The sequence below is a fragment of the Rudaea sp. genome (assembly GCF_057139185.1).
This window is the reverse complement of sequence record NZ_DBNHDN010000031.1, coordinates 90916-114352: the sequence shown is the minus strand read 5'-3', so window position 1 is coordinate 114352 and position 23437 is coordinate 90916. Positions and strand designations below refer to the sequence as shown.

Below are 23437 nucleotides of genomic sequence, written 5' to 3'. Positions count from 1 at the left end.
CAAGGCCAAGTCGCTGGGTTCCCGCCACAAGCCCGCGAGAATGACCAGCGCGGGCTACGGTCGCTCGAGAATGGCAGTCACGCCCATCCCGCCGGCCGTGCAGATCGAAATCAGGCCGCGACCTGAGCCCTTCTCCTCGAGCAACTTCGCCAGCGTGGCGACGATGCGCGTGCCGGTCGCGGCGAACGGATGGCCGAGGGCAAGACTCGAGCCGTTGACGTTGAGCTTGGCCGGGTCGATCTTGCCCAGCGGCTTGTCGCGGCCGAGGCGGTTCTTGCAGTAGTCGGCGTCTTCCCAGGCGCGCAGCGTGCACAGCACCTGCGCGGCGAAAGCTTCGTGGATCTCGTAGAAATCGAAGTCCTGCAGGGTCAGGCCAGCCATGTCGAGCATGCGCGGCACGGCCACGGTCGGCGCCATCAGCAGACCTTCGCCGTGGACGAAATCGACCGCGGCGGATTGCGAATAGGTGAGGAACGCCTGCGGCTTGAGGCCGCGTTTGGCCGCCCAGTCCTCGCTCGCAAGCAGCACCGCCGACGCACCATCCGACAGGCCGGTGGAATTGCCCGCGGTCAGGCTGCCCTGTCCCGAGGTTTTGTCGAACGCGGGCTTGAGCGCGGCAAGCTTCTCGATCGTCGAATCCGGGCGCAGGAAACCGTCGCGATCGAGGCCGCGGAACGGCACGACGAGGTCCTTGAAGAAGCCGCGCTCGTACGCGGCCGCGGCCTTGAGATGACTGGCCAGCGCCAGTTCGTCCTGTTGCTGGCGCGTGATCTTCCACTCGCGCGCCATCAGTTCGCAATGATCACCCATCGACATGCCGGTGCGCGGCTCGGCAACGCCCGGGAAGCTCGGCTTGAGTTCGCCGAGCGAGAAGCCGCTGACCGCGGCCTTGAGCTTGTCACCCGTATCCTTGGCGCGATTGACCGCGAGCAGGCGCTGCTGCATCGCGCGGCTGTAGACGATGGGCACGTCGCTGGTCGTGTCCGAGCCGCCGGCAATGCCGGCCTCGATCTGCCCGGTGGCGATCTTGCTCGCGATCAGCACCGCGTTGTCGAGCGAGGTGCCGCAGGCACGCGCTGTGGTGATCGCCGGGGTGCATGGCGACAGACCCGAGGACAGCACCGCTTCGCGCGCGAGGTTCCAGTCGGCAGCGAGCTTGATCACTGCGCCGAACGCGACCTCGCCGAGTTCGACATCGTGCAGGTCGAATTTCTCGACCAGCGAACCCAGCGTCTTCACCGCCATACCGAAGTTGCCGACCTCGGCGTAGGCCGTGTTGTTGCGGCAGAACGGGATGCGGATTCCGCCGAGAATGGCTGCGCGTTTTGTCATGGATCAAAAAGAAGGCTATGGGCGGGCTGGTATTATGCGCTCGTAGCCCGAGAATCGACCATCCATGTACGTCTTCGACACCGATCGGCTGATGCGCATCGCCAAAGAGCGTGCGGAGGAATTCCGCAACGCGCAGCCGTATCCGCACATCGTCATCGACGATTTCCTGCCGGGCGACGCGGCGCGCCGGCTGGCGAGCGTGTTTCCCGGTCCGGACGACAACGTTGCCTGGGATCACTATGCAGCTCCGGGGCTTGAAGTGAAACTCGGCTGCGGCGACGAAACGAAATTCCCGCCGGCGATCCGCACCGCGGTGCGCGACATGAACTGCGCGGCCTTCGTGCTGTGGCTGGAGAAAATGACCGGCATTCCGCACCTGCTCGTCGATCATCACCTGCTCGGCGGCGGCATGCACCTGACCCGCCTAGGCGGCCTGCTCGGCATCCATTCGGATTTCAACTGGCACGTGCAGCTGCACGCCCACCGGCGCCTGAACCTGCTGGTTTATCTCACGCCGGACTGGCGCCCGGAGTACGGCGGCGAGCTTGAGCTATGGAACACCGAGGGCACGCAGCTCGTGCGCACCGTCGAACCACTGTTCAATCGCGCCGTGCTGTTCACGACGCGCTCGGACACGTTCCACGGCCATCCGAAGCCGTGGGCTGCACCGAACGGCATCAACCGCCAAAGTATAGCTTTATACTATTATACGGCCGACCGGCCTGCCGAAGAACAGCGTCCGGCACACAACACCTTGTACAAAGGTTACAACGCCTGAACGCAGCCCTTGCCGCTCGCGTCAGGGCTTGGCCAGACGCACCGGGATCGGCCCCCAGGCCTGCTCGTTGTAGCGCCACACGTCGAGGAACGCGGCGCGGAACATCGGGATTTCCTCGCCGCGTGAGTCGTCCTGCATCGCTTCGAGCGCCTCGGTGAGCGTCATCGTGCCTTCGATCTGCGAACGGATCAAGTAGTCGAACAGCTCGGTCCACAGCGGTGAATAGGCGATGCGGCCCGCATTGGCCTGCACGCGACGGCGCTCGGCTCCGACATCGCCGCCGCCGCGACGCATCGCCACCGCCTGCACCCACGGCGAGTCACTGAACATCTCGACCACATCGAAGCCGGCGTGATCGAGGAAGGTGCGTACTTCCTCGGGGTTGCTGAACTGGTTGCGCGCGACGTCCTTGCGCTCGGTCGGGTCGACGCCGCGGAACGGATTGAGCTCGACCGCGAAGCGGCGCCAGCCGACCGGATGCGAGGTGTTCCACGTATCGAAGAACAGCAGGCCGCCGGGCTTCAGCACGCGCGCCAGGTCTTCCAGGTACAGGTAGAAGTCTTCCTTGTCCATGTGGATGAACACGGCAATGCTGTAGGCCTTGTCGAAGCTCGCGTCCGGCAGCGAGCGCAGGTCGCTGCGCGTCAGCTCGGTCAGGCCGACATTGCTGAACTTGGCCAGACGCTCGCGCGCGACCTTGAGCATGTTGGCGGAAATGTCGGCGCCTTCCCAATGCGCGATCTGCGGCGCGAGTTCGTGACCGATGCGGCCGACGCCGCAGCCGAGTTCGAGCACGCGGTCGGTCGGCTTCAGGGCCAGCGCCGCACTCACCATGCGCGCGGTGTAGGCGCCGCTCGCGCGCAACCGCTCCTCGTTCGCGCTGCCGTCGACCGACAGCATCGCGTGCACTGGAGTGGAGGACTTGGCGTCCCAGGTGGTCTTGTAGTTCGGCAGGTGCAGCATGCGGGGTCCAGCGGATATCGAACGCAGGATGATACCGTCGCGCACCGGCGCGGGCAAACCGCCGCGTCACGAATCCCCTTGTCTGTGCTGCTATTTTTTTCCACGCCGCCGCGAAGCACCGACCTTGCGCGTGAGCGTGTTGCGGCCGAGGCCGAGCTGCTCGGCGGCGCGCACGCGCCGCCCGGCGTTTTCGGCGAGCGCGGCGTCGATCAGGGTGGCGTCGAACTCGCGGCGCAGTTCGTCGTAGATGCCTTGCTCGCCACCGGCAAGCCGGTTGCGCGCGAGGCGATGCAGATTTTCGCGCCAGCCTTCGCTCACCTGCACGGCGATGGCATCGTCGCCAGCCGGCAGATCCTGCGGGCGAATCTCGCGCCCCGGCGTCATCACGGCGAGGCGGCGACAGAGGTTTTCGAGCTGGCGCACGTTGCCGGGCCATCTGCGCCGGCTCAGCTCGACAAGCGCGGACGGGGTGAAACGCTTTGCTTCGAGTTTCATCTCCTGCGCCGCGCGTGCGAGGAAATGCGCCGCGAGCAACGGGATATCGGCGGCGCGTTCGTCGAGCGGCGGCAGGCGCAGGCGCACGACGTCGAGGCGGTGCAGCAGGTCGGCGCGGAATTCGCCGCGCTCGACCTTGCCTTCGAGATCCTGATGGGTGGCGGCGACCACGCGTACGTCGGCGCGGATCAGCTCGCGTCCGCCGACGCGATAGAACTCGTTCTCGGCGAGCACGCGCAGCAGGCGCGTCTGCAGCGACAGCGGCATGTCGCCGATCTCGTCGAGGAACAGCGTGCCGCCTTCGGCCTGCTCGAAGCGGCCGGCGTTGCGTTTCACCGCGCCGGTGAACGCGCCGGCCTCGTGGCCGAACAGCTCGGATTCGAGCAGCTCGGCCGGAATCGCCGCGGTGTTGAGCGCGACGAACGGCCGCGACGCGCGTGCGCTGTGGCGGTGCAGCGCGCGCGCGACGAGTTCCTTGCCGGTACCGGTCGGTCCGGTGATCAGCACGTTGAGGTCGCTCGCGGCGACGCGGCCGATCGCGCGGAACACTTCGCGCATCGCCGGCGAGGTGCCGATCAGTTCGGTTTCCTCGACTTCTTCGGCCTTCGCCGGCGCGGCCACGGTCTGGCGGCTTTCGCCGAGCGCGCGCTGCACGGAAGCAATCGCCTCGTCGAGATCGAACGGCTTCGGCAGATAGTCGAACGCACCGTTGCGGTAGGCCGCGGCGGTCGAGGCGACGTCGGTGAATGCGCTCATCACGATCACGGGCACCTGACTGCCGGCCGCGCGCAGTTCGGCAAGGAATTCCAGTCCGTTCGAACCCGGCATGCGGATGTCGCTGACAATGACTTCGGGCGTGGCGCGCGCCAACGCCGCGCGCAGGCTGTCGGCATCGGCGAACGCGCGCACCTCGACACCGGCCTCGCGCAGCGCCTCGGCGAGGACGAAGCGGATGGCCTCGTCGTCGTCGGCGATCCAGACCTTGGCGCGATGTCGCTCAACCATGCGCTTCCCCGCGTCCGCGCAAGGCGATCGGCAAGAGCAGCGTGAATACCGTGTTTCCCGGCCGACTGCGATAGCTCAGCGCGCCGCCGTGCTCGGCGGCGATTTCCTGGGCGAGGGCGAGACCCAAGCCCGTGCCCTTGCTGCGTCCGGAGACGAATGGCAGGAACAGGGTGTCGCGCATCGCCTCGGGCACGCCTGCGCCGTCGTCGATCACGTCCAGGCGCGCAACGAGCCGCGACACCTTCTCGCCGATCAGCACGTTGTGCTCGACGCGCGTGCGCAGACCGATGCGCGCCGCGCCGGCCTGCAGCGCGTTGCGCATCAGGTTGAGCACGAGCTGGAGCAGGCGGTCGCCGTGGCCGCGCAGCAACGGCAGGCTCGGATCGTAGTCGCGATCCAGGTGCAGTTCGGGCTCGGCCTCGGCCGCGATCAAGGCGCGCGCGCGCTCGGCGACTTCATGCAGGTTGAGCGCGGCCAGATGCGGCTTGCCGCCCGGCTCGAGCAGGCGGTCGGTCAGCGCGGCGAGGCGGTCGGCCTCGGTCACGATCAGGTCGGCGAGGCGCACCAGTTCCGCATCGGCCACGCGCCGCGCGAGCAGCTGCGCCGCGCCACGCACGCCGGCGAGCGGATTTTTCACCTCGTGGGCGAGGCCGCGCAGGCTTTCCGACAAGCTCAACGGCGTGGCCGCATCGATTTCGCCGCCGAGCGGGTGCACCTCGATCAACACCGCACCGCCGGACGCGGCGCCGATCGTGAGGTCGGCATGCAGGATGCGCTCCGCACGCGTCTCGATGCGTTGGTCGCGCTGATGCAGGGTCTCGGCGCCGTGCCGCGCGCGCTCGATCAGCGGCGCGAGTGCGCGCGCGCCCTCGCCGAGCGCGGCAAGCGCCAGGCTGCGCGAGCGCGGCGGGCTGACCGCGAACAGCTCGCAGAACGCCGGATTGGCGTAGGTCAGGACGTTCTCGCGGTCGAGCACGGCGACGCCGGTTTCGAGCTGGTCGGCGACCTCGAAAATGCGGGCGGAGGCGGCTGGCAGGGGCGAAAGCGCGCTCATAGCACCATCTTAGTGCAATTTTTCGGGTACATGAACGATTTCGCTCAGTTTCGATACGCCATTCTCATCGAAGGCCTCGACCGCCACGTCGTAGGCGACACCGGCATTGAGCGCACGCAGGTCGAGCGTGGTGCCGCGAGCGGCGAATACCTGGTAGCAGAGGTTCAACCGATCCGGCTGCACGCCCCAGCGCACGTTGTAGCCGACCGCGCCGCGCACCGGCTGCCAGTTCACGCGCAGCGCGCGTGCGTCGATGCGCTGCGCGCGCACTCGCGTCGGCGCGGCTGGCGCGCCGCCGCCGGCGTCGCCGAACACGCGCAGGTCGCTGATCGCCAGATGCGCGGCGCCGACGTGGCCATGCACGTAGCGCACGTAGCGCGCGCGCACCGGCTGCGGCAGTTGGAAATACGCGTTCGGCCGATCGCGGCGCGGCGGCTCGGTTTGCGCGAGCGCATCCCAGCGTTTGCCGTCGAGCGAGGATTCGAGTTTGAATTCGGTGTAGACGTCGGGCGCGTCGCCGTAGCGACCCGACTCGTAGTCGGCGAAGTTCACCTGCACGGCGCGCAACGTTTTCGCAGCGCCAAGGTCGAGGGTCAAGGTCTGCCCCGCTTCGTTCTTTGCCGCGACCCAGAACGTGCGCGGGTTTTCGTCGCTGACATTGTCGGCGGAAAACTTCTCCAGCATCGACGAAGCGCTCGCATGTTTGCGGTAGGACAGCAGCATCCAGCCGGTGAACAACGCGTCGGGATCGGCGACTTTTCCTTCGGGCATGTAGTGCGGGAAATCGCCGAAGCGCGTGTCCACGCGCATCTGCCCATCGTCGGCGAATGCCGCCGGCCACAGGCCGATGCGCCGCTCGAACCGCCAGTTGTTGCCGATCCATGCCGAGCCGGTGTTCCACCAATTGCCGAACTTGTCCCGGAACGTATTGCCATGACCCGCGCCTTCGACGAAGCCGCCGGGCTTGTAGCCGACCGGGTTGTACGGCGCGTACGCGAACGGGCCAAGCGGCGAGTCCGACACGTACGTGCCGGTCGCGTAGACGTTGTACTCGGTGCCCGGCGCGGCGTATTGCAGGTAGTAGCGGCCGCCGTGTTTGGTCATCCACGCGCCTTCGATGTACGAGGGATGATCCTCCTCGCCATGGTCGCGGCCGAAGCGCTCCCAGCCGTGGCGCGTCGGATCAAGGGTGAACAGCGCGCGCGGCTTGCCGACATAGGCGAAGCCGTGCGCGAGATCGACCTCGATGCCGAACAGCGGCAAGCGTTCGAACGAACCCCAATACACGTACCAACGACCGTCGTCGTCCTTGAACAAATCCGGATCCCAGGGACCGGGCGCAATCCGATCGGGCGTTGGATCGCCGTTGTGCCACGCCGGCAGATCGCGGTCCCAGCCGGGCGGCACGGCATTCGGCAATTCGGGCGTGCGCCGGGTGAGGAAATCAAAATGGCCGTGCGCGGGATCGGTGGTCACGAGAATGGGTTCAGGGGTCATCGTTGCACGCATCAGCAGCAGGCGCTGGCCATCGGAGGCCGCCGCCGGCGCGACCATGCTGTCGAACGGCCACCGGTTCGGCGTGATGAAGCTCCAGTCGAGCAGGTTGGTGGAACGCCAGTAGCCGTCGGCCAGACTCATGAACAGATAGTAGGCATCAGCGTGCGGCACGATGACCGGATCGGCGCCGGTGCGATAGGAAATCCGTTCGTTGAGCTGCTCGAAGTTGTAGCGATAGTCGACGTCGACCGGATTGGCATAGGTGCGCGCAGCGGGCGGGGTTTGCGCCGATGTCGCGACGCCTGCGCAGGCGAGCGCCAGTGCGCCGATCGTCGAAATGATCCTGGCTGCCTGCATGATTGGAGCCCGTGCGAAAGCATCATCATCGCAGACTGCCTCCGGTTCCGCCGGAACATCCGCGGTGAAGCCGACGGCGCGACGCCGCCGGCTTGTTTCCCGCACCCATCACATGTCGTAGGCCGACTCGCCGTGCGAGCTGATGTCGAGGCCTTCGCGTTCCTCTTCCTCGGTCACGCGCAGACCGACGAGCAGGTCGGCGATCTTGAAGGCGACGAAGGCGACGACCACGGTCAACACGATCGTGATGCCGACGGCCTTGGCCTGGATCAGCAGCTGTGCGCCGATGCCCGGATAGCCGCTCGTCATCTTGACCCAATCCTGCACCGAGCCTGGACCGCCGAGCGAAGGCGAATTGAAGATGCCGGTCAACAGCGCGCCGCTGATGCCGCCGAGCGCGTGCACACCGAACACGTCGAGCGAATCGTCGGCCTTGATGAGCCGTTTCAGGCCGGTCACGCCCCACAAACAGATCACACCAGCGAGAAGACCGATCGCGAACGCACCTGGAATGCCGACGTTGCCCGCGGCCGGCGTGATCGCGACGAGGCCGGCGACCGCACCCGATGCCGCGCCGAGCATCGACGGCTTGCCCTTGTGAATCCACTCGGCGAAGGTCCACGACAGCACCGCGCAGGCGGTGGCGAGATAGGTGTTGATGAAGGCGAGACCCGCCGTGCCGTTCGCTTCGAGCGCCGAACCCGCGTTGAAGCCGAACCAACCGAACCACAACAGCGAAGCGCCGATCATCGTCATCGTCAGGCTGTGCGGCTTGATCGCCTCGCGGCCATAGCCGACACGCTTGCCGAGCATGAACGCGCCGACCAGGCCGGCAAGGCCGGCGTTGATGTGCACTACGGTGCCGCCGGCGAAGTCGAGCGCGCCCATCTGCCAGATGTAGCCTGCCGTCGCGGTGACCGCATCGGCCTTGGCCGGGTCGGTGTACGCATCCGGGCCCTGCCAGAACCACACCATGTGCGCGACCGGCAGGTAGCTGAAGGTGAACCAGATCACCGCGAAGATCAGCACCGCCGAGAACTTGATGCGCTCGACGATCGAGCCGAGGATCAGGCACACCGTGATCGCGGCGAACGTTGCCTGGAATGCGACGAAGACCAGTTCGTACAGTGGCGTCGCCTTCGAGAATGTCGCCGCCATCGAGAACGAGCCATCGGCCGGATTGAACGTGCCGTTGAGGAACAACCGCGAGAATCCGCCGAAGAACGCATTGCCTTCGGTGAACGCCACGCTGTAGCCGTAGATGCACCAGAGCACGCTGATCAGCGAGAACACGACGAATACCTGCATCAGTACCGAAAGCATGTTCTTGGTGCGCACGAGGCCACCGTAGAACAGCGCGAGCGCGGGCACGCTCATCAGCAGCACGAGCGCGGTCGAGGTCAGCATCCAGGCGACATCGCCCTTGTTTGGCACCGGCGCCGGCGGCGCTGCCGCGGCGGGCGCGGCAGCCTGCGCCGCCTCCTGCGCGAAACCGTGCTGCGCGAGCAACAGTGCAACCGCGCCGCCGCCCAGCGCGGCAAGGATCGGGAGGAATCGCCGGTAGTCCATCGAAGTGTGCATGGTGAGAATTCCGGAAAATTTGAAAGTGCGGCCACCGATGGCCGCTTTTTGATCTTCGCGATCAAGGACGAGCGCACTCATAAAGCATCCTTTCCGGCTTCGCCGGTGCGGATGCGCAGCGCCTGTTCGACCGGGCTGACGAAAATCTTGCCGTCGCCGATCTTGTCGGTGCGCGCGCCGGCGATGACCGCGTCGAGCGCAGGCTCGAGCAGTTCATCGGGCACGACCGCCTCGATCTTGATCTTCGGCAACAGGTCGACGACGTATTCCGCGCCGCGGTAGAGCTCGGTATGTCCCTTCTGCCGCCCGTAGCCCTTGACTTCGGTGACGGTGAGGCCCGACACGCCGGCCTGAGTCAGTGCTTCGCGCACCTCCTCGAGCTTGAACGGCCGGATGATTGCGGTGATGAGTTTCATGCTGCCTCCTCGTGTGGATCAAAAGGTCTTGGCCAGGGATACGACGCCGGTGGAACGCCCCTGGAAAGTGCCGTCCGGAAACGTGTAGACGGCCTTGTCCGCATTGGTGTCGTAGTACGCGACCGCGAGCGACCAGCCGCCGTCGAAATTCTTGGTCACACCGAGCTTGTAGTCGGTGTAGCTTGCCGCGCTGAAACCGTCGACCTTCTGCCGGCCGATGTGCGCATTGACTACCCAGGTTGGCACGAACTCGTAGTTGGCCGACAGGTCGAGATAGCCCGAGTGCTTGGTGCCGGCGAAGCCGAACAGGTTGGTGAAGGTGTGCGAGTACTTGAGCGAGACGAAGCTGTAGCTCAGCGCGACATAGCCTTCCAGCGTGTACGGCAGCTTGTAGCCGACGTTCTTCGGAAAGTCACCCGGGTAGTAGTACTCGTACAGGCCGACGTCGAGGCCGATCGTGTCGGCGATCTTGGTGCGGTAGCCGGCGTAGAGGTCGACTTCGAGGCTGGACGAAACCGCCGAAGTGTAGTCGTGCAGCCAGTTTATGTTGCTGCCCCACGCACCGGCGTAGAAACCCGAGGCGTGGTCGACTTCGATGCCGGCCTGCAGCGCCGGTTCGGTATTGGTCTGGGTCAGGCCGCGGAAGATGTAGTCGTTGGCGATCGACACCGAACCGGGAAAGGTCCAGTCCGGAGTCGGCGCGGCGGTGGGTTCATCGGCGTGCGCCCTGGCCGAAAGCAGGGCGGCGGAAAGGATCGCGAGGGTCAGGCGGGTCTTCATCACGTAGGTCTCCAGTAACGTCGGGGAAAGAAAGCGTGTGCGCCGCGAACGACGCGTTTTCCGTCCCGCCCCCAGCCCTGCGTTTTTTTCGCCTCGGCTGCCTTTTTGCAGACAACACTCAACCCTGAGCGTGAGTACTCAATCTCCAGAAATGAACTTGTATACTTTTTCCTTCCTTCTCCCGCCCGGAGAAGGCGCCCGCCGAGGGGCGGATGCGGGTTCGACCGTCGCCAGCCGAACCCTTGCCCCTATCCCGGCGGGATAGGGGCAATCGCTCAGATCGAGTAGTACATCTGGTACTCGACCGGGTGCGTCGCCGCACGGAACTTCGACACTTCACCCATCTTCAATTCGATGTAGGCATCGATGAAGTCGTCGCTGAACACGCCGCCGGCCTTGAGGAAGGCGCGATCCTTGTCCAGCGCCTCGAGTGCCTGGTCGAGCGAGTGGCACACGGTCGGGATCAGCTTCTCCTCTTCCGGCGGCAGATCGTACAGATCCTTGTCCGCGGGCGCGCCCGGATCGATCTTGTTGAGGATGCCGTCGAGGCCGGCCATCATCAGCGCGGTGAAGGTGAGGTAGCCGGTGTTCATCGGATCGGGGAAGCGCAGCTCGATGCGGCGTGCCTTCGGCGAGTGCACGAACGGGATGCGGCACGAGGCCGAGCGGTTGCGCGCCGAGTAGGCGAGCATTACCGGCGCTTCGAAGCCCGGCACGAGGCGCTTGTAGCTGTTCGTGGTCGAGTTGGTGAAGGCGTTGATCGCACGCGCGTGCTTGAAGATGCCGCCGATGTAGTACAGCGCGGTTTGCGAAAGGCCGCCGTACAAATCGCCCGCGAACAGGTTCGTGCCGCCCTTGGCCAGCGATTGGTGCACGTGCATGCCGGAACCGTTGTCGCCGACGATCGGCTTCGGCAGGAAGGTCGCGGTCTTGCCGTTCTGGTGGGCCACGTTCTTGATGACGTACTTCATCGTCAGCAGTTCGTCGGCCTTCTTCGTCAACGTGTTGAACCTGGTGCCGATCTCGCACTGGCCGGCAGTCGCGACTTCGTGATGATGCACTTCGATCGTCAGGCCGCAGGCTTCGAGCACCTTGCACATCTCGCTGCGCAGGTCCTGCAGCGAATCAACCGGCGGCACCGGGAAATAGCCACCCTTGACGCCCGGACGATGGCCGGAATTGCCGCCATCGAACTTGTCGTTCGTGCTCCACGCGGCCTCTTCGGAATTGATCTCGAAGCTGGCGCCCTGCATGTCGTTCTTGTAGCGCACCGAGTCGAAGATGAAGAATTCCGGCTCCGGGCCGAAGAACGCGGTGTCGGCGATGCCCGAGGACTTCAGGTACGCTTCGGCGCGCTTGGCCACCGAGCGCGGGCAGCGCGTATAGGCCTGCATCGTCGACGGCTCGAGCACGTCGCAGGTGAGGATCACGGTCGGATCGGCGGCGAACGGATCGAGGATCGCGCTGTCCGGATCGGGCATCAACACCATGTCGGAATCGTTGATCCCCTTCCAGCCCGCGATGCTGGAGCCGTCGAACATCTTGCCGTCCTCGAACAGGCTTTCGTCGATGGCCTTGGCCGGAAAGGTAACGTGATGCTGCTTGCCGAGCATGTCGGCGAAGCGCAGGTCGACGAACTCGACTTTGTTGTCTTTGACGAACTGGGTGAAGCTGGAGGACATGACGATTCCCTTGGTTGAATAGTTGTGACGAAAATAAAGCAATCTGGATGCCAACGATGAAAACTCTTTTGTAATCAAGAGGCATGGCCACCGAAAATCGTAACGCAGCACGAATTCGCACTATTTTGATGCAACGTCTCCAAATATGCACCAAAATCGTAGATCGCGGCGCCGCCCCAGGTCGCGGAAACTGCGCATGCAACGCCGCCACCGACACGGATATGCTGTCCCGGGGTCGAACCACACCACGCACAAGGAGTCGCAATGAAATTTCGTCATACCGCCCTCGCTGCCCTGATCTTCGCCGCCGGAATCGGCGTCGGTTTCGCCGGACAGAAGAAGCTCGAAACGTCACTGTTCCAGGGCAAGTCCAAGCAGGAGGCCGCACGTGCCCTGCTCGACGCCGCCCGTGCGCAGGCGGGCGACGGCAGTTGGGAACGCATCGCAATCGGCCGCGTCTATTACCTCGGCGGCATGAAGGCCGAAGGTCAGGCGATTTTCGACGACGTACTGAACAAGAAGCACAAGCCTAGCGACGAGTTCCGCGTCGCGCGCGTCTACCGCGAAGCCGGCGAATGGGCCAAGGCCAAGCCGCTGTTCGACAAATACACGCAGGCCAATCCGGAAGATGAGAAGGAAATCGCCGAAGTCGGCGCGTACTATCTGATGAACGGCGACCGTGCGGCGGCCGAGGACCTGTTCGGTCGCTCGTTCCATCTTGCCGCCGAACTGTGGGCCACCGTCGCCGCCGCAGGCGGCTATCTCAACGTGGCGCCGCAGGAGTAACCGCGTCACTGCCCGGTGCTCCTGGCCCCTCTCTTTGAAAGGAGAGGGAGCCCCGATGCCGGGCAGTGTCAGCTGTTGATACCCGCCGCGCGATTGAAATCGCCGATCGCGCCGACCAGCAGGGTGACTGCGTCGCGTTCGACCTCGCTGAGGTAGGGGTTCCAGCAATCCATCAGCATGACCACGCGCGTGGACGCACCGCGGTTCCACGCCTCGTGCTCGAACGTGTCGTCGAAGGTGAAACACTCGCCTTCGCGCCACTCGCGCTTTTCGCCGCCGACGACGATGGCGCAATCCTCGGGCACGATCAGCGGCAGGTGGGTGACCAGGCGCGTGTTGGTCACGCCGCGATGCGGCAGGATGTGCGTGCCCGGCGTGAGCAGCGAAAAGCAGATTTCCGGCGCGTGTTCGCGAATGCGCACCAGCGGCAGCGAATCGAGGATCGCTGCGGTGCGCGGGCACCGCGCGCAATTTTCGTCGATGCGCTCGCCGTGGCGATGAAAGAAGAATGCGTCCCAGGCGGGCGGTGCTTCCGCGCCGGCGAGCTGGTCACCGACCCGGTCGAGCGCGTTCGTGCCGAGGAACGGCGCGATGCCTGCCTCGTCGCGCAGCACCTCGTGCAGTTCGGCGCGGATCACGCCGACGTTTTCCTCCAGCGCGGCATACCACGGAAACAGCGCGCGATCGAAATACGGCGGCGTTGGCAGGCCCGGGAAATAGAGAAATTTCGGCCGCTGGCGTGGATCGGGCCAATCGGCCGACGCTTCGCCGAGATAGATGGCGAGGCAGCGCTGGACGCGCGCAAGCGCGGCGTCGCCGTGTTGCGTGCGCAGAGGTTCGAGCACCTCGGCGAAGATCGCGCGGCGATGGCGATCGACGAAATCCATCGCCTGCAGCACGCGTTCGCGCATTGCCGGCGGCGTGCTCTCCTCGCTGAGCCAGAGACCCTGCGCCTGCGCGGCAACGATGGCCCCGAAGTACTGCATCGTCGCCTCGCGCACGCGGCCGGCGCGTTCGTGGATCTGGGCGAGAAACAGGCGCGCGCGGAACGCGCCGGGATCGAGACGGATCGAGGCCTCCAGTGCGGCCGTCGCGGCTTCGCCCTGGCCCGCGGCGAGGCGCGCGAAACCGAGGTTCTTCCATGACTCGGCATTGTCCGCGTCGCGTGCGAGCGCACGCTCGAGCAACTCGATCGCCTGCGCCGGGCGCCCATCGACGAGGGCGCGTTGGGCGAGATAGTTCAGCGACTCGGCATGGCCGGGATCCTGCGTCAGCACGAGCGCGAACGCCGCGTCGGCCTCCGCGTAGCGCCCCGCCTCCACGGCGGCGCGGGCGCGCTGCAGCTGCGCGTCGGCCTGCGTATCGTGCGTCGTCATCGTCGCGTTCAACCCGCGAGCGCCGCACGTACCTGCGCCGCCTCGTCGCCGCGGCCGAGCCGTTCGAGCAGCACGGCGAGCTGCGGACGCAGCGAATCGGCATCGGGGGAGCGCCGCACGCCGTCGCTGAGGTAGCGCACCGCGGCTTCGGGGTCGCCGAGTTTTTCCATGCACCAGGCGCAGGCGTTGATCGCGCCGGCATGCGTGGGGTCGAGTTCGAGCGCGCGCTTGTAGTACTTCAGGGCCTTGACCGTCTGCCCATGCTTGCGCGCGATATCGCCGAGTCCCGCGGTCGCGCCGAACACCTGCTTGCCGGCGGCGACCAGCTCGCTGAATCCTTCGCGCGCGGCGTCGTCCTTGTTCTGGCGCATGCGCGCACGCGCGAGGAACAATTTCGCGGTGCTCGAATCCGGGTGCAGGCGCAGTGCATTGGCCAGCGCCTGCTCGGCGAACGCGAAGCTTTCCTGCGCGAACAGGCTCTGGCCGAGCGCGGTCTGGATCGCCGCATCGTCCGGCCTGAGCGAGGCCGCCCGGCTGAGGAACTTCGACGCGGTCACGCCATCGCCGCGCGCAAGGTAGATGTTGCCGAGGCCAAGCAGGATCAGCGGGTCCTCGTCTTCGAACGCATCGGTGGCGCGGCGGCCGATGCGGAAGCGATTCTCCGCGGCATCGAGGTCGCCTTCGCCCAACTGCAGATGGCCGAGCACGCCGTGTGCCTCGACCAGGTTCGGATCGAGCTCCAGCGCGCGCAGGAACGCGCCTCGCGCAGCCTCGTCCTGACCCAACTGCATGAGCACGCCGCCGAGCGTGAGATGCAGCCGCGCCACGTCCGGCGCGATGCGCACCGCCTGCAACAACGGCGCCATCGCCGCGGCGCTGTCGCCGCGCTGATGCAACACCACGCCGAGCAGGTGCAGGGCATCGACGTCGTCCGGTTGGGCGGCAAGATGTTCGCGGTACGCGCGTTCGGCGGCATCGAACTCGCCGGCACGGTGCAGCGGCAGGATTTCTTCGAGGGTCATCGACGGAAAAGACATGTGGAACCGGCCGTCATGATAGGCGAAACGGTACGCTCAGGGGCGATTGCCCAGATGCGCGTTCAGGCGTTCGGCAAGGAAATCCTCGGCCCAGCTCGACAGGCTCGCGTCGCGGATGAAGCCGCAGTGCCCGCCGTGCGGCACGATGACGCGTTCGGTCGACGCGGAAAGCTTCAGCGCATGAAAATCGGCGACCGGAATGATCGGGTCGTCCGCGGCGGTGAGGATCGTCGCCGGCACCGCCAGGGCCGACAGCGTATCGCCGGCAATCGAATAACCGTTGAAGTAGTTTTCCACCGTGCCGAAATCGGTATGACGGCTGACCAGGCTCTGGGTCAGTTCGCGCAGGTTGCCGCGCAATTCGCTCGCGGCGAACAGCTGCACCTGTGGAAACAAAGCCTGCTTGCGCTTGAGCGAACTGCGCCATTTGCGCAGGAAGTAGTATGAGTAGACCGGCGAGGATTCGATCGCGCGCATCGCCACGCTCGGGCTGATCGGCGGACAGACCGCAAACACCCACGCCAGCTCGACGCCCGCCTGGCGCGCGCGCAAGGCCGCGCGCAGGGCGAAGTTTCCACCAAGCGAGTAGCCGCCCAAGACCAGCGGCCGCTGCGAAAGTGTCGCCGCGATCGCGGCCAGCGCGCCGACCACCTCCTCGATGCGGCAGGAATGGAAGATGTCGCGGTTGAGGTGATGCGTGTCGCCGTGGTCGCGGAAATTGAGGCGGAATACGTCGCAACCTTCGGCGAGCAGGCGCGCGCCGGTATTGAGCACGTAGGTCGACTGCACGCTGCCTTCCCAGCCGTGCAGCAGGACCACCAGCGCGCGCGGCTGCGGGCGCACGGTCTGGCGCGTGTGGAAACCCTGCAGGCGCACACCGTCGCCGCAGTCGAGAACGTGTTCCGTCGCCGCGCCATCGACGAGCACACGTCGATGGCGAAAAAACAGGCGACGCACGCCGCTGGAAGCGAGCACCGACTGTACATGCGGATTGCGCAGCCAGCGGCGCGGATGAAATTCGCGGGTCGGCGCATTCATGGCGGACTCGATCCGCGCGTCGCGCCCTCGGCTCCTCGCGCTCGACGGAACAGGGGTTGGGAAGGTGAGCCGGAGCCGACGGCGGCTTCGATGCCGAACCCCTCTCCCGACGCCTTGCGCGTGCCGGCCTCGCCCGCAAGGCGGGAGGCGAAAGACTGGGCGGCTGCCGATGTCACTCGAAGCCCAGCGCCGCCGCGATGCGCGCACGCGCCGTCTCCGCAATCTCGCGCCGACCCTCGCCGTCGATCGCGAACGGTTCGAGGAAATGCACCTCGGCATCCAGCGACGGACCGCCGAGCACGCGCAGGAAGTTGCCGAAAAAACTTTCCTTCGCGCCGAACGGCACCGACAAATCCATTTTTCCATTTTTTCCATAGCACAACGCGACCGGCTGGACCGGCGTGCGCGCATCGACCGCAACCTGAAAGATGCGCGCATGGAACGTGCGCACCGTGTTGCCCGGCCCGGTGCCGCCTTCGGGAAACACGCCGGCCGACCCGCCGACATCGAGATGCGCGACCACGCTCTCGGTCACTGACGCCAGCGAATGCGTCGAGCCGCGCTGGTGGTAGATCGTGCCCGCGCGCGTCGCCAGCCAGCCAACGAAAGGCCAGCGCGCGATTTCGCTTTTGGCGACGAAACTCATCATGCGCTGGCTGTGCATCAGCTCGATGTCCATCCACGACACATGATTGGCGACGAACAAGGTTGCGCCCGGCAACGGTTCGCCGATGCGGCGGATGCGGAAGCCGAAGCGCCGGATCAGCGCGCCCGACCACCAGCGCGTCGCCCAATGATCTAGCCGTTCGCCGTTGACCGAAAATTTCGCACCGAGCGGCGAGAACACGAAAATCGCCAACGGCGGCGCGATCAGGATGTGCACCGCGAGCAAGGGCACGCGCACGAGATAGCGCAAAGGCCGCAGCCAATCGCGTTTCGATGCGGAGGTGATGGAAATTTGCGTCGATGCGCTCATCGCACGCGATGGTAGCCAAGCGCGTCGCCCACCGCCACCGCAGCGATGCAACAATCAGACAGCGATTCAGGCGGACGCAATCGCCTGCTTCGGCACCACCGCGGTCGTCAGCCGCGAGATGCAGACGAGCCTGCCTGTTTCGTCCTCGATGCGGATTTCCCAGACTTGGGTCGACCGGCCCACATGCAGCGGCCGCGCGGTACCGGTAACGATGCCGCTCGCCACGGCGCGCACATGATTGGCGTTGATGTCGATGCCGACGGCGCGGAACTGCGGATCGCAACTCAACATCGCCGCATAGCTGCCCAGCGTTTCCGCGAGCGCGATCGACGCGCCGCCGTGCAGGATGCCGTAGGGCTGGTGCGTACGCGCGTCGACCGGCATCGTGCCGCGCACGAAATCCTCGCCGATCTCGGTGATCTCGATGCCGATCGTGTTTATCAGCGTCTTCTGGTTTGCCTGCCTGATCTGGGCCAGATCGGGTTGGGTTTTCCACAAGGACATGGGTCGATCCTTTCCTTCGTTTGCGAGACGCCGATCTACTGTCGCGGCAGTACGAGCGTGGGCACACCGTGCGCGCTGCGCTGCTCGACCACGCTGGCGCGCGTGTCGAGCGCACCGCGCAAGGTATCCGGCAGCGATTCGGTCTTCTCGCCGCGCGCCGCGCGCAGGGCATTGCGATAGGCGCGTTGTGCGGTGTCGTTGTCATTCGCGCCGACACACGCGTCGCCGAGCGCTTCCCACAGCGGCGCATCGGCGGCGATCGCGAGGCCGCGGCCGAGATACTCGCGCGCTTTGCCGAAGAGTTCGCTTTGATTGCACAGGCGGCCGAGCGTGAGCATCAGGCCGGCGCTGTTCGGCTGCGTGGCGATCCAGGCTTCGGCCTTGCGCAGGCGTGCGGCGACATCCGAAGGCCCAAGTTCACCGTAGGCGCGAACCAGATTCTCCGACCAGTCGCGGCGCAGCGCGGACTCGATTTCGCCCATCGCCGGCAACGGCTGGCCGAGTGCGGCGGCGCGCCTGGCGTAAGCGACCACGAGCGGCTCGCGCTGACGCTGCGCGCGACTCAGGTTCGACCATGCGCTGGCCAGCGCATCGGCGCGGGTCGCATTCGTCAGCGCCATGGCCAGCGTGTTCGTTTCAAGTTCGGTGAAATCCGCGTCCGCGAGCGAATGGTTTTTTGCCAATGCCGCGAGCGCGGCAAACGCCGTGGCCGAATCGCCGCAACGACCGGCCGCTTCGATCAGGCTGCGCAGCGCCGCGGGCGGCAACGGCGCCTTGGCCATCGCGGCGTTGAGCAGCGCGAGTGCGTCGGCGTTGCGGCCATCGTCGAGCAGGAAGCGCGCGCGCAGCGCGAGTGCGGCCTGCGGCGCAACGGGTTCCACCGCATCCAGCGCGGCCGCGGCCTGCTGCGTATCGCCTTGTCGATGCGCGGAGCGCGCGCGTTCGAGCAGCGCCGGCGCCTGCAAGGCTTCGATGTGTGCCGCACGCTCCAGCGATTTCGCCGCCTGCGCGTGGCGGCCTTCGACCGCGGCGACGAGGCCGTCGGCGATGCGTTCGTGCCCGCGCTGCAACGCGCGCCGGCGCAGCGCGCGACCCGGCCAGAACACGGCGCGGAAAACGAGGCTCAGGATCGCCCACAGCAACAACGCGGCGACTACACCAAACACGAAACTTGTCTCCAGACGCCAGCCGGCAAAGCGCAGGCGCACCTCGCCCGGATCGAGCGCGAGCGCATGCCAGCCCCAGGCCGCGGCGACCGCGACGATCAGCAGCAACAACACGGCGGTCCACGATCTCACGACTGGCCTTCCGGTTGCGCGGGTGCCGCAGGCTTGGCCGGCGCAGCCGCGGGCGGCGCCTGCAAACTGTGCGTCGTGCGCAGGTTGCGCAGTTCCTTGAGCGCGGCACCGAGCACGTTCGGCGCGGGCGGCGCGATCGCCGTTTTTGCCAGCGCATCGAGCGCCGCCTGCGCCTTCGCCACATCGGGCGCGGCGGCATCGAAATCGTGCGCAAGCTGCGCACGAGCGGTGGTCAGCGCCTGCTGCCAGCGCGACGCGTCGCGAATCAACAGCGCGCCCTGCGCGCCGCGCAGGCTCGCGTCGAGCAGCGCGCGCGCCAGCAGTGGATCGTTCCTGCCGAAGCGGCCGCCCGCATCATCGTCACGACGGATGCGGATGAACTGGCCAAAGATGCGCGCGAAGCGCGAGCCCGGTTGCGCCTTGTCCGATTCTTCGTTGTTTTGCCGGCTCGGAAGTTGCGCCAGCGAATCGCGCAATTGCGCCAGCGACTGTTGTGCCATCGATGGACTGTTCGTTTCGAGCGCGCCCAACGCAGCGACTTCGGCCTGGATGCTCTGCCGCACCGAGGCGAATGCCGCATCGTTGGCCTGCGCCAGCGCCGCGTCGGCGAGCCGATACGCGGCCAGCGACGGCGCCGGATCGGCGAACAGCGCATAGCGTTCCTGCGCGAGCACGAGCAACAGCTCGGCTTCGTCGAGCAGGAACGCATCGTGGCCCGACAGGCGCTTCTCGGCGAGATTGGCGATCGCGTCCTCGGACAGGCGCGCGCGCTCGGACAAGCCGAGCACCTGCGCGCGCAGCGATTCGTTGACCTTGGCCGTGTCGTCCAGCCGCGTGCGCAGCGTCTGCGCTTCGTTCTTTGACGCATCGGCGCTGCGACGCAACGCCTCGACCTCGTCGCGCAGCTTCTGCGCAGCGGACGCTTCCGTCTGCACGGTCGCCTCGTGCCCCTGCTCGATGTTCTGCAGTCGCCAGTAGCCGTAGCCGGCCGCAGCGAGGATCAGGACCAGCAGCAGCCAGCCGAAGCCGCCCGCGCCGCGGCGGCGTACCGGCGTGGGTGCAGGCGAACTTTCCGCGGGCGGCGGCAAGGCACTGAAGGAATCGGCGGCGTCGTTCTCGCTCATGCTCGCATGCTAACCAAACAGTGCGCGGCGTGCACGAGTCGCAGGCCCGACTGAAACAACAACCGGCAAGAAGCGACCTTTACGCAGCGGCCTTGTCGGAAATCGCACGTCGGGACGCACCTTTGCGCTTGCCAACCAGCTTGAGCTGCAACTCATAGCCCACCGCCTCTGCGTATCGCTTGAGCGTGTCGATCGACGGCGAATGCCCGCCTCCGCTCAGTGCCGACTCCAGCCGCGTTATCGCCGGCGCCTGTGTGCCCATGAGCGCTGCGACATCGGCTTGGCTCATGCCCGCCTGTGCACGTGCGCGCAACATCTGACGCAGCAATTCGAACTCGGGCGCCAAAGCCTGATATTCCGCGCGGACTCCCGCCTTGCGCAATGCTGCTTTCTTCAATTCGCTGTGTTTCATGATTTCTTCACCTCTGCCAGCAGCATCCTTGCCTTTTTCAATTCTTCGGGCGGCGTCTTCTCCGATTTCTTGACGAACCCGTGCAGCATTACGATGCGCTGTCCGATGCGGGTACAGTAGAACACGCGCGCGATGCCTTCCCTGCCCTTGATCCTGAGTTCGAACAAACCATCGCTCATCGCCCGCGTATGCGGCATGCCGAGATTCGCTCCGAACTCGATCATCAAGTCGGTCAAGCGCAGATACCGCGCCAGAAGACCCTCCGGCAAGCCGAGGACAAAGACCTCGACTGCTTTCGTGTGATACGAAATGCTCCATGCCATGCGCGCATGGTAACATATTTGTTATGCGACCCAGGAGGACGAAGAAAGCGTCAGCGCGCAAGACAGCGAAAATCGATTGGAGCCGATGCACCATCACGCAATGCGGCGGTATCGCCGCCACGATCGCCACGCTGCACCGCACGCGCGGACCGGACAATATCCTGTAAGCTCATAGGCTTGCGACTTTGCGGCGCAATGCGCTGCGCTTATTGCGCCCTACTCGCTTTGCCGAGGTTGACAGGAAGTCTCTTACGGGAATAGTTATGCCTGCCCTTGCCAGCGCCCCGACTCGAACAGCATGAGCCACGGAGCTTGCACAGAAGGAGATGCTGCTCGGAGTTGGAAAGGCGGTGACATGGCTGCTTGAGACCACAGAAGCTCGAACTCTGCGCGAGCAATGACGATTGGTTTGCCCCAATGCTTTTGCCAAGTTTCACCATACCGAAAATCGGCCAGCGTGCCGAATTGATCTTCCCAATGCTTCCGGTCGTAGCGAGTAAAGTATCCGTTTTCATACGCATCAACTTGACGAGATGTGAACCCATCGTCGCCGAGTTCGATGTAACGCACGAATGAACCCCAACCAAAGGACTCTTTCGGCGTATACGCTGCCTGAAGTGGTGACTTTTGGTAACGGGCTTTGTCGACGTTAGAGGCAGACATAACGCTAACTAGGCCTCAATCATCCTCGCCAATTCCGCCTTGAGCGCATGCCCGCGCGCCTTGAGCCATTCGCGCTGACCCTTCCAGTCGGGATAAAGCGAGCCGACCAGCGCCCAGAAGCGTGGGCCATGGTCGCGATAGCGCAGGTGGCAGAGTTCGTGGATGACGACGTACTTGAGCGCCTCGGGCGGGGCGAGCGCCAAGGCGAGATCGAGCGTGACCGCATCGCGCGTGTCGAGGCTGCCCCACAGGCTTTTCAGCGATTTCACGCGCACGCCGGTCGGCGCGCGGCCGAGTTCGGGCACGTAGCGCGCGAGCAGGCGCGAGACGTCCCGGCGGATCTGCGCCTGCAAAAACGAATGCAGCAGCGAGCGCGCCGCGCTCAGCGTGCACTTGTTGTGCGGCTTCGGCAGCGTGAGCACGAGGCGATCCTCGCCGTCGAGTTCGATGTGCGGAAACGCGCCATCGCGCCAGATCAGGCGCTTGGTTTCGCCGCGCAACGGGATCAGCGTCGGCCGGCCGGGTTCGATCGGCGGCGGCGCGTCCTCGATTTGCAGTTCGTCGAGTTTGCGTTCGAGCCAGTCCGCGTGCTTGCGCAGGAAGGCGAACACCTGCGCCGGATGCGTCGACGGCGGATACGACACGCGCGCGCCGCCCGAGGTGACGGTCAGGCGCAGACGCCGCGCGCGCGGGTGCGCGGCACGCAACACCTTGATCGTGTCGCCGTCGTCGGTGGCGAGTTCGAGATAATTGTTCTGCTCTGCCAAGGTCATGTCGATAAACCTCATATATACCTCGGCGTCGCGTAACCGGGTCGAACCTGTTTTGAAACTGCTGCGCTCGACATCTCGCACGCCGGCGGTGCTCGGAATCCTCACGTACTGGAAGTACGCTCCGGTTCCTGTGCTCCGGCGTCACGCGACCTGTCTTCGCTCGCTACGTTTCAAGACAGGTTCGAGCACCTATTTTTTGTCGGATGGCCGGGGCAACCCGAACCATTCCTCGAATTTTGCAAACAGCCGTCTCAATTCCAGAGACATCAACGCGAACACCGCGTCGAGTTCGGCGGCGGCCTGATTTTCATCAGCACGTCCCTTGTCGCCTTCGCCGAGTTCGTCCTGCACCACGTCGAGGAAACGCAGCTTGCGCACCACGAGGTCTTCGCTCAAGGAAAAGCTCATCCGGTCCTCGAACGTCAGCCCCAGCGCAAACACCTGCTTGCCGCTCTTGAGATGCTCCCGCACCTCGTCCGTTTCAAGCTCCTGGCGGCGGCAGCGGACGATCGCGCCGGACTCGACCGGATCGCGCAGTTCGCATTCGTCGCCGAGCACCAATCCCGCCGGCAATTTCCCTTTCGCGAGCCAGTCCGTCATCAGCACGCGCGGCGACTCCTCGGCCGCCATCGGTACCGCCGGAAAGCTGCCGAGCGCCTCGCGCAGCTGCGTGACGGCTTCCTCGGCGGCTTTCTTGCTCGCGGTGTCGACGACGAACCAGCCGTCCTGGCGGTCCAGATAAGCCTTCCGCTTTGACAAGCGTATGAAAGCGCGCGGAAGCAGGTCGGTCAACACCTCTTCCTTGAGTCGTTTGCGCTCGCGACCACCCGGCTTTCTACCAGTTTTTTCGGCGATCTTCTGCAAACGTTCAGTTAATTCCTCGTTTATCACCGAAGATGGCAGAAGTTTGTCTTCCGCGCCGATGGTTAAAAGGGCGAATTCGCCAGTCCGGTGCGTCAGCGTGTCCTCATTGCGTCCGAACGGCGAGATGAACCCACGCGTGGCCAGTTCGACCGGGCCGCAGGGGCGCAATTTCTTTTCGGCGAGATCCTCATCGAGCGATTTGAGTGATTTGGCGACAGCCGGGGAGAAACGGAACAGGGTCAGGTTACGAAACCACATGCTTGGGTTTTCCAGAGTCAAAAGCGTTGAACGCAGATCAAGGCGGATAAGAACGGATAGAAGCG

23 protein-coding genes are annotated in these 23437 nt (G+C 65.4%); 2 read left to right on the top strand and 21 right to left on the bottom strand.

Annotated features, from left to right (window positions below):
* Nucleotides 1–54: 54 nt before the first annotated feature.
* Nucleotides 55–1332, bottom strand: coding sequence for an acetyl-CoA C-acetyltransferase (locus AC16HO_RS11105; protein WP_395643285.1), 1278 nt, complete (start codon nucleotides 1330–1332; stop codon nucleotides 55–57).
* Nucleotides 1333–1396: 64 nt separating this feature from the next.
* Between AC16HO_RS11105 and AC16HO_RS11100 the strand changes: the two genes are divergently transcribed.
* Nucleotides 1397–2110, top strand: a complete 714-nt coding sequence (locus AC16HO_RS11100) for a 2OG-Fe(II) oxygenase (protein ID WP_395643286.1) — start codon at nucleotides 1397–1399, stop codon at nucleotides 2108–2110.
* Nucleotides 2111–2131: 21 nt separating this feature from the next.
* Here AC16HO_RS11100 and AC16HO_RS11095 read toward each other — a convergent pair whose 3' ends face one another.
* The 8 genes from AC16HO_RS11095 to glnA all read right to left on the bottom strand — a co-directional run bounded on the left by AC16HO_RS11095 (nucleotide 2132) and on the right by glnA (nucleotide 11940).
* On the bottom strand, nucleotides 2132–3073 hold the full coding sequence (locus AC16HO_RS11095) for a class I SAM-dependent methyltransferase (protein ID WP_484335435.1): 942 nt from the start codon (nucleotides 3071–3073) through the stop codon (nucleotides 2132–2134).
* A 90-nt stretch (nucleotides 3074–3163) separates the two neighbouring features.
* Complete coding sequence (ntrC, locus tag AC16HO_RS11090) at nucleotides 3164–4573, bottom strand: nitrogen regulation protein NR(I) (protein ID WP_395643288.1); 1410 nt, start codon at nucleotides 4571–4573, stop codon at nucleotides 3164–3166.
* On the bottom strand, nucleotides 4566–5627 hold the full coding sequence (locus AC16HO_RS11085; RefSeq protein WP_395643289.1) for a two-component system sensor histidine kinase NtrB: 1062 nt from the start codon (nucleotides 5625–5627) through the stop codon (nucleotides 4566–4568). The genes ntrC and AC16HO_RS11085 overlap by 8 nt, the downstream gene beginning before the upstream one ends.
* A 9-nt stretch (nucleotides 5628–5636) precedes the next feature.
* On the bottom strand, nucleotides 5637–7481 hold the full coding sequence (locus AC16HO_RS11080) for a family 43 glycosylhydrolase (RefSeq protein ID WP_395643290.1): 1845 nt from the start codon (nucleotides 7479–7481) through the stop codon (nucleotides 5637–5639).
* 108 nt (nucleotides 7482–7589) lie between these two features.
* Complete coding sequence (locus AC16HO_RS11075) at nucleotides 7590–9062, bottom strand: ammonium transporter (RefSeq protein ID WP_484335434.1); 1473 nt, start codon at nucleotides 9060–9062, stop codon at nucleotides 7590–7592.
* A gap of 77 nt (nucleotides 9063–9139) precedes the next feature.
* A complete protein-coding gene (locus AC16HO_RS11070; protein WP_395643291.1) occupies nucleotides 9140–9478 on the bottom strand; it encodes a P-II family nitrogen regulator in 339 nt (112 codons plus the stop codon).
* An 18-nt stretch (nucleotides 9479–9496) separates the two neighbouring features.
* The gene (locus AC16HO_RS11065; protein ID WP_395643428.1) at nucleotides 9497–10258 is read right to left on the bottom strand and encodes a TorF family putative porin; all 762 of its coding nucleotides are present in this window, start codon (nucleotides 10256–10258) and stop codon (nucleotides 9497–9499) included.
* Between the two features lie 275 nt (nucleotides 10259–10533).
* A complete protein-coding gene (glnA, locus tag AC16HO_RS11060) occupies nucleotides 10534–11940 on the bottom strand; it encodes a type I glutamate--ammonia ligase (RefSeq protein WP_395643292.1) in 1407 nt (468 codons plus the stop codon).
* A gap of 264 nt (nucleotides 11941–12204) precedes the next feature.
* On the opposite strand from glnA, the gene AC16HO_RS11055 reads away from it, so the two are divergent.
* The gene (locus AC16HO_RS11055) at nucleotides 12205–12726 is read left to right on the top strand and encodes a tetratricopeptide repeat protein (RefSeq protein ID WP_395643293.1); all 522 of its coding nucleotides are present in this window, start codon (nucleotides 12205–12207) and stop codon (nucleotides 12724–12726) included.
* 68 nt (nucleotides 12727–12794) lie between these two features.
* Here the strand turns inward: AC16HO_RS11055 and AC16HO_RS11050 are convergent, their stop codons facing one another.
* From AC16HO_RS11050 to AC16HO_RS10995, 12 genes are all read right to left on the bottom strand, one after another.
* Nucleotides 12795–14102, bottom strand: a complete 1308-nt coding sequence (locus AC16HO_RS11050; RefSeq protein ID WP_395643294.1) for an aspartyl/asparaginyl beta-hydroxylase domain-containing protein — start codon at nucleotides 14100–14102, stop codon at nucleotides 12795–12797.
* Nucleotides 14103–14110: 8 nt separating this feature from the next.
* Nucleotides 14111–15139, bottom strand: a complete 1029-nt coding sequence (locus AC16HO_RS11045; protein ID WP_395643295.1) for a tetratricopeptide repeat protein — start codon at nucleotides 15137–15139, stop codon at nucleotides 14111–14113.
* 36 nt (nucleotides 15140–15175) lie between these two features.
* A complete protein-coding gene (locus AC16HO_RS11040) occupies nucleotides 15176–16177 on the bottom strand; it encodes a YheT family hydrolase (RefSeq protein ID WP_395643296.1) in 1002 nt (333 codons plus the stop codon).
* Nucleotides 16178–16349: 172 nt separating this feature from the next.
* Entirely contained in the window at nucleotides 16350–17153 is an 804-nt protein-coding gene (locus AC16HO_RS11035) for a lysophospholipid acyltransferase family protein (RefSeq protein WP_395643297.1), read from the bottom strand.
* 66 nt (nucleotides 17154–17219) lie between these two features.
* Complete coding sequence (locus AC16HO_RS11030; protein ID WP_395643298.1) at nucleotides 17220–17657, bottom strand: hotdog fold thioesterase; 438 nt, start codon at nucleotides 17655–17657, stop codon at nucleotides 17220–17222.
* 35 nt (nucleotides 17658–17692) lie between these two features.
* Entirely contained in the window at nucleotides 17693–18955 is a 1263-nt protein-coding gene (locus AC16HO_RS11025; protein WP_395643299.1) for a heme biosynthesis HemY N-terminal domain-containing protein, read from the bottom strand.
* A complete protein-coding gene (locus tag AC16HO_RS11020; protein ID WP_395643300.1) occupies nucleotides 18952–20079 on the bottom strand; it encodes a uroporphyrinogen-III C-methyltransferase in 1128 nt (375 codons plus the stop codon). Before AC16HO_RS11020 ends, AC16HO_RS11025 begins: the two co-directional genes overlap by 4 nt.
* A gap of 79 nt (nucleotides 20080–20158) precedes the next feature.
* On the bottom strand, nucleotides 20159–20491 hold the full coding sequence (locus AC16HO_RS11015; RefSeq protein ID WP_395643301.1) for a helix-turn-helix domain-containing protein: 333 nt from the start codon (nucleotides 20489–20491) through the stop codon (nucleotides 20159–20161).
* The gene (locus AC16HO_RS11010; protein ID WP_395643302.1) at nucleotides 20488–20814 is read right to left on the bottom strand and encodes a type II toxin-antitoxin system RelE/ParE family toxin; all 327 of its coding nucleotides are present in this window, start codon (nucleotides 20812–20814) and stop codon (nucleotides 20488–20490) included. Before AC16HO_RS11010 ends, AC16HO_RS11015 begins: the two co-directional genes overlap by 4 nt.
* Before the next feature lie 261 nt (nucleotides 20815–21075).
* Nucleotides 21076–21384: a hypothetical protein gene (locus AC16HO_RS11005; RefSeq protein ID WP_484335433.1), complete on the bottom strand. Its 309-nt coding sequence runs from the start codon at nucleotides 21382–21384 to the stop codon at nucleotides 21076–21078.
* A gap of 101 nt (nucleotides 21385–21485) precedes the next feature.
* Entirely contained in the window at nucleotides 21486–22250 is a 765-nt protein-coding gene (locus AC16HO_RS11000; protein ID WP_395643304.1) for a M48 family metallopeptidase, read from the bottom strand.
* Between the two features lie 189 nt (nucleotides 22251–22439).
* On the bottom strand, nucleotides 22440–23372 hold the full coding sequence (locus AC16HO_RS10995) for a recombination-associated protein RdgC (RefSeq protein ID WP_395643305.1): 933 nt from the start codon (nucleotides 23370–23372) through the stop codon (nucleotides 22440–22442).
* Nucleotides 23373–23437: the final 65 nt, after the last annotated feature.

Coding starts and splice junctions, on each gene's coding strand:
- AC16HO_RS11100 (WP_395643286.1), top strand. CDS start 1,397: ATGTACGTCTTCGACACCGATCGGCTGATGCGCATCGCCAAAGAGCGT.
- AC16HO_RS11070 (WP_395643291.1), bottom strand. CDS start 9,478: ATGAAACTCATCACCGCAATCATCCGGCCGTTCAAGCTCGAGGAGGTG.
- AC16HO_RS10995 (WP_395643305.1), bottom strand. CDS start 23,372: ATGTGGTTTCGTAACCTGACCCTGTTCCGTTTCTCCCCGGCTGTCGCC.
- AC16HO_RS11065 (WP_395643428.1), bottom strand. CDS start 10,258: ATGAAGACCCGCCTGACCCTCGCGATCCTTTCCGCCGCCCTGCTTTCG.
- AC16HO_RS11010 (WP_395643302.1), bottom strand. CDS start 20,814: ATGGCATGGAGCATTTCGTATCACACGAAAGCAGTCGAGGTCTTTGTC.
- AC16HO_RS11075 (WP_484335434.1), bottom strand. CDS start 9,062: ATGCACACTTCGATGGACTACCGGCGATTCCTCCCGATCCTTGCCGCG.
- glnA (WP_395643292.1), bottom strand. CDS start 11,940: ATGTCCTCCAGCTTCACCCAGTTCGTCAAAGACAACAAAGTCGAGTTC.
- AC16HO_RS11080 (WP_395643290.1), bottom strand. CDS start 7,481: ATGCAGGCAGCCAGGATCATTTCGACGATCGGCGCACTGGCGCTCGCC.
- ntrC (WP_395643288.1), bottom strand. CDS start 4,573: ATGGTTGAGCGACATCGCGCCAAGGTCTGGATCGCCGACGACGACGAG.
- AC16HO_RS11085 (WP_395643289.1), bottom strand. CDS start 5,627: ATGAGCGCGCTTTCGCCCCTGCCAGCCGCCTCCGCCCGCATTTTCGAG.
- AC16HO_RS11020 (WP_395643300.1), bottom strand. CDS start 20,079: ATGAGCGAGAACGACGCCGCCGATTCCTTCAGTGCCTTGCCGCCGCCC.
- AC16HO_RS11095 (WP_484335435.1), bottom strand. CDS start 3,073: ATGCTGCACCTGCCGAACTACAAGACCACCTGGGACGCCAAGTCCTCC.
- AC16HO_RS11105 (WP_395643285.1), bottom strand. CDS start 1,332: ATGACAAAACGCGCAGCCATTCTCGGCGGAATCCGCATCCCGTTCTGC.
- AC16HO_RS11035 (WP_395643297.1), bottom strand. CDS start 17,153: ATGAGCGCATCGACGCAAATTTCCATCACCTCCGCATCGAAACGCGAT.
- AC16HO_RS11015 (WP_395643301.1), bottom strand. CDS start 20,491: ATGAAACACAGCGAATTGAAGAAAGCAGCATTGCGCAAGGCGGGAGTC.
- AC16HO_RS11030 (WP_395643298.1), bottom strand. CDS start 17,657: ATGTCCTTGTGGAAAACCCAACCCGATCTGGCCCAGATCAGGCAGGCA.
- AC16HO_RS11000 (WP_395643304.1), bottom strand. CDS start 22,250: ATGACCTTGGCAGAGCAGAACAATTATCTCGAACTCGCCACCGACGAC.
- AC16HO_RS11050 (WP_395643294.1), bottom strand. CDS start 14,102: ATGACGACGCACGATACGCAGGCCGACGCGCAGCTGCAGCGCGCCCGC.
- AC16HO_RS11045 (WP_395643295.1), bottom strand. CDS start 15,139: ATGTCTTTTCCGTCGATGACCCTCGAAGAAATCCTGCCGCTGCACCGT.
- AC16HO_RS11040 (WP_395643296.1), bottom strand. CDS start 16,177: ATGAATGCGCCGACCCGCGAATTTCATCCGCGCCGCTGGCTGCGCAAT.
- AC16HO_RS11055 (WP_395643293.1), top strand. CDS start 12,205: ATGAAATTTCGTCATACCGCCCTCGCTGCCCTGATCTTCGCCGCCGGA.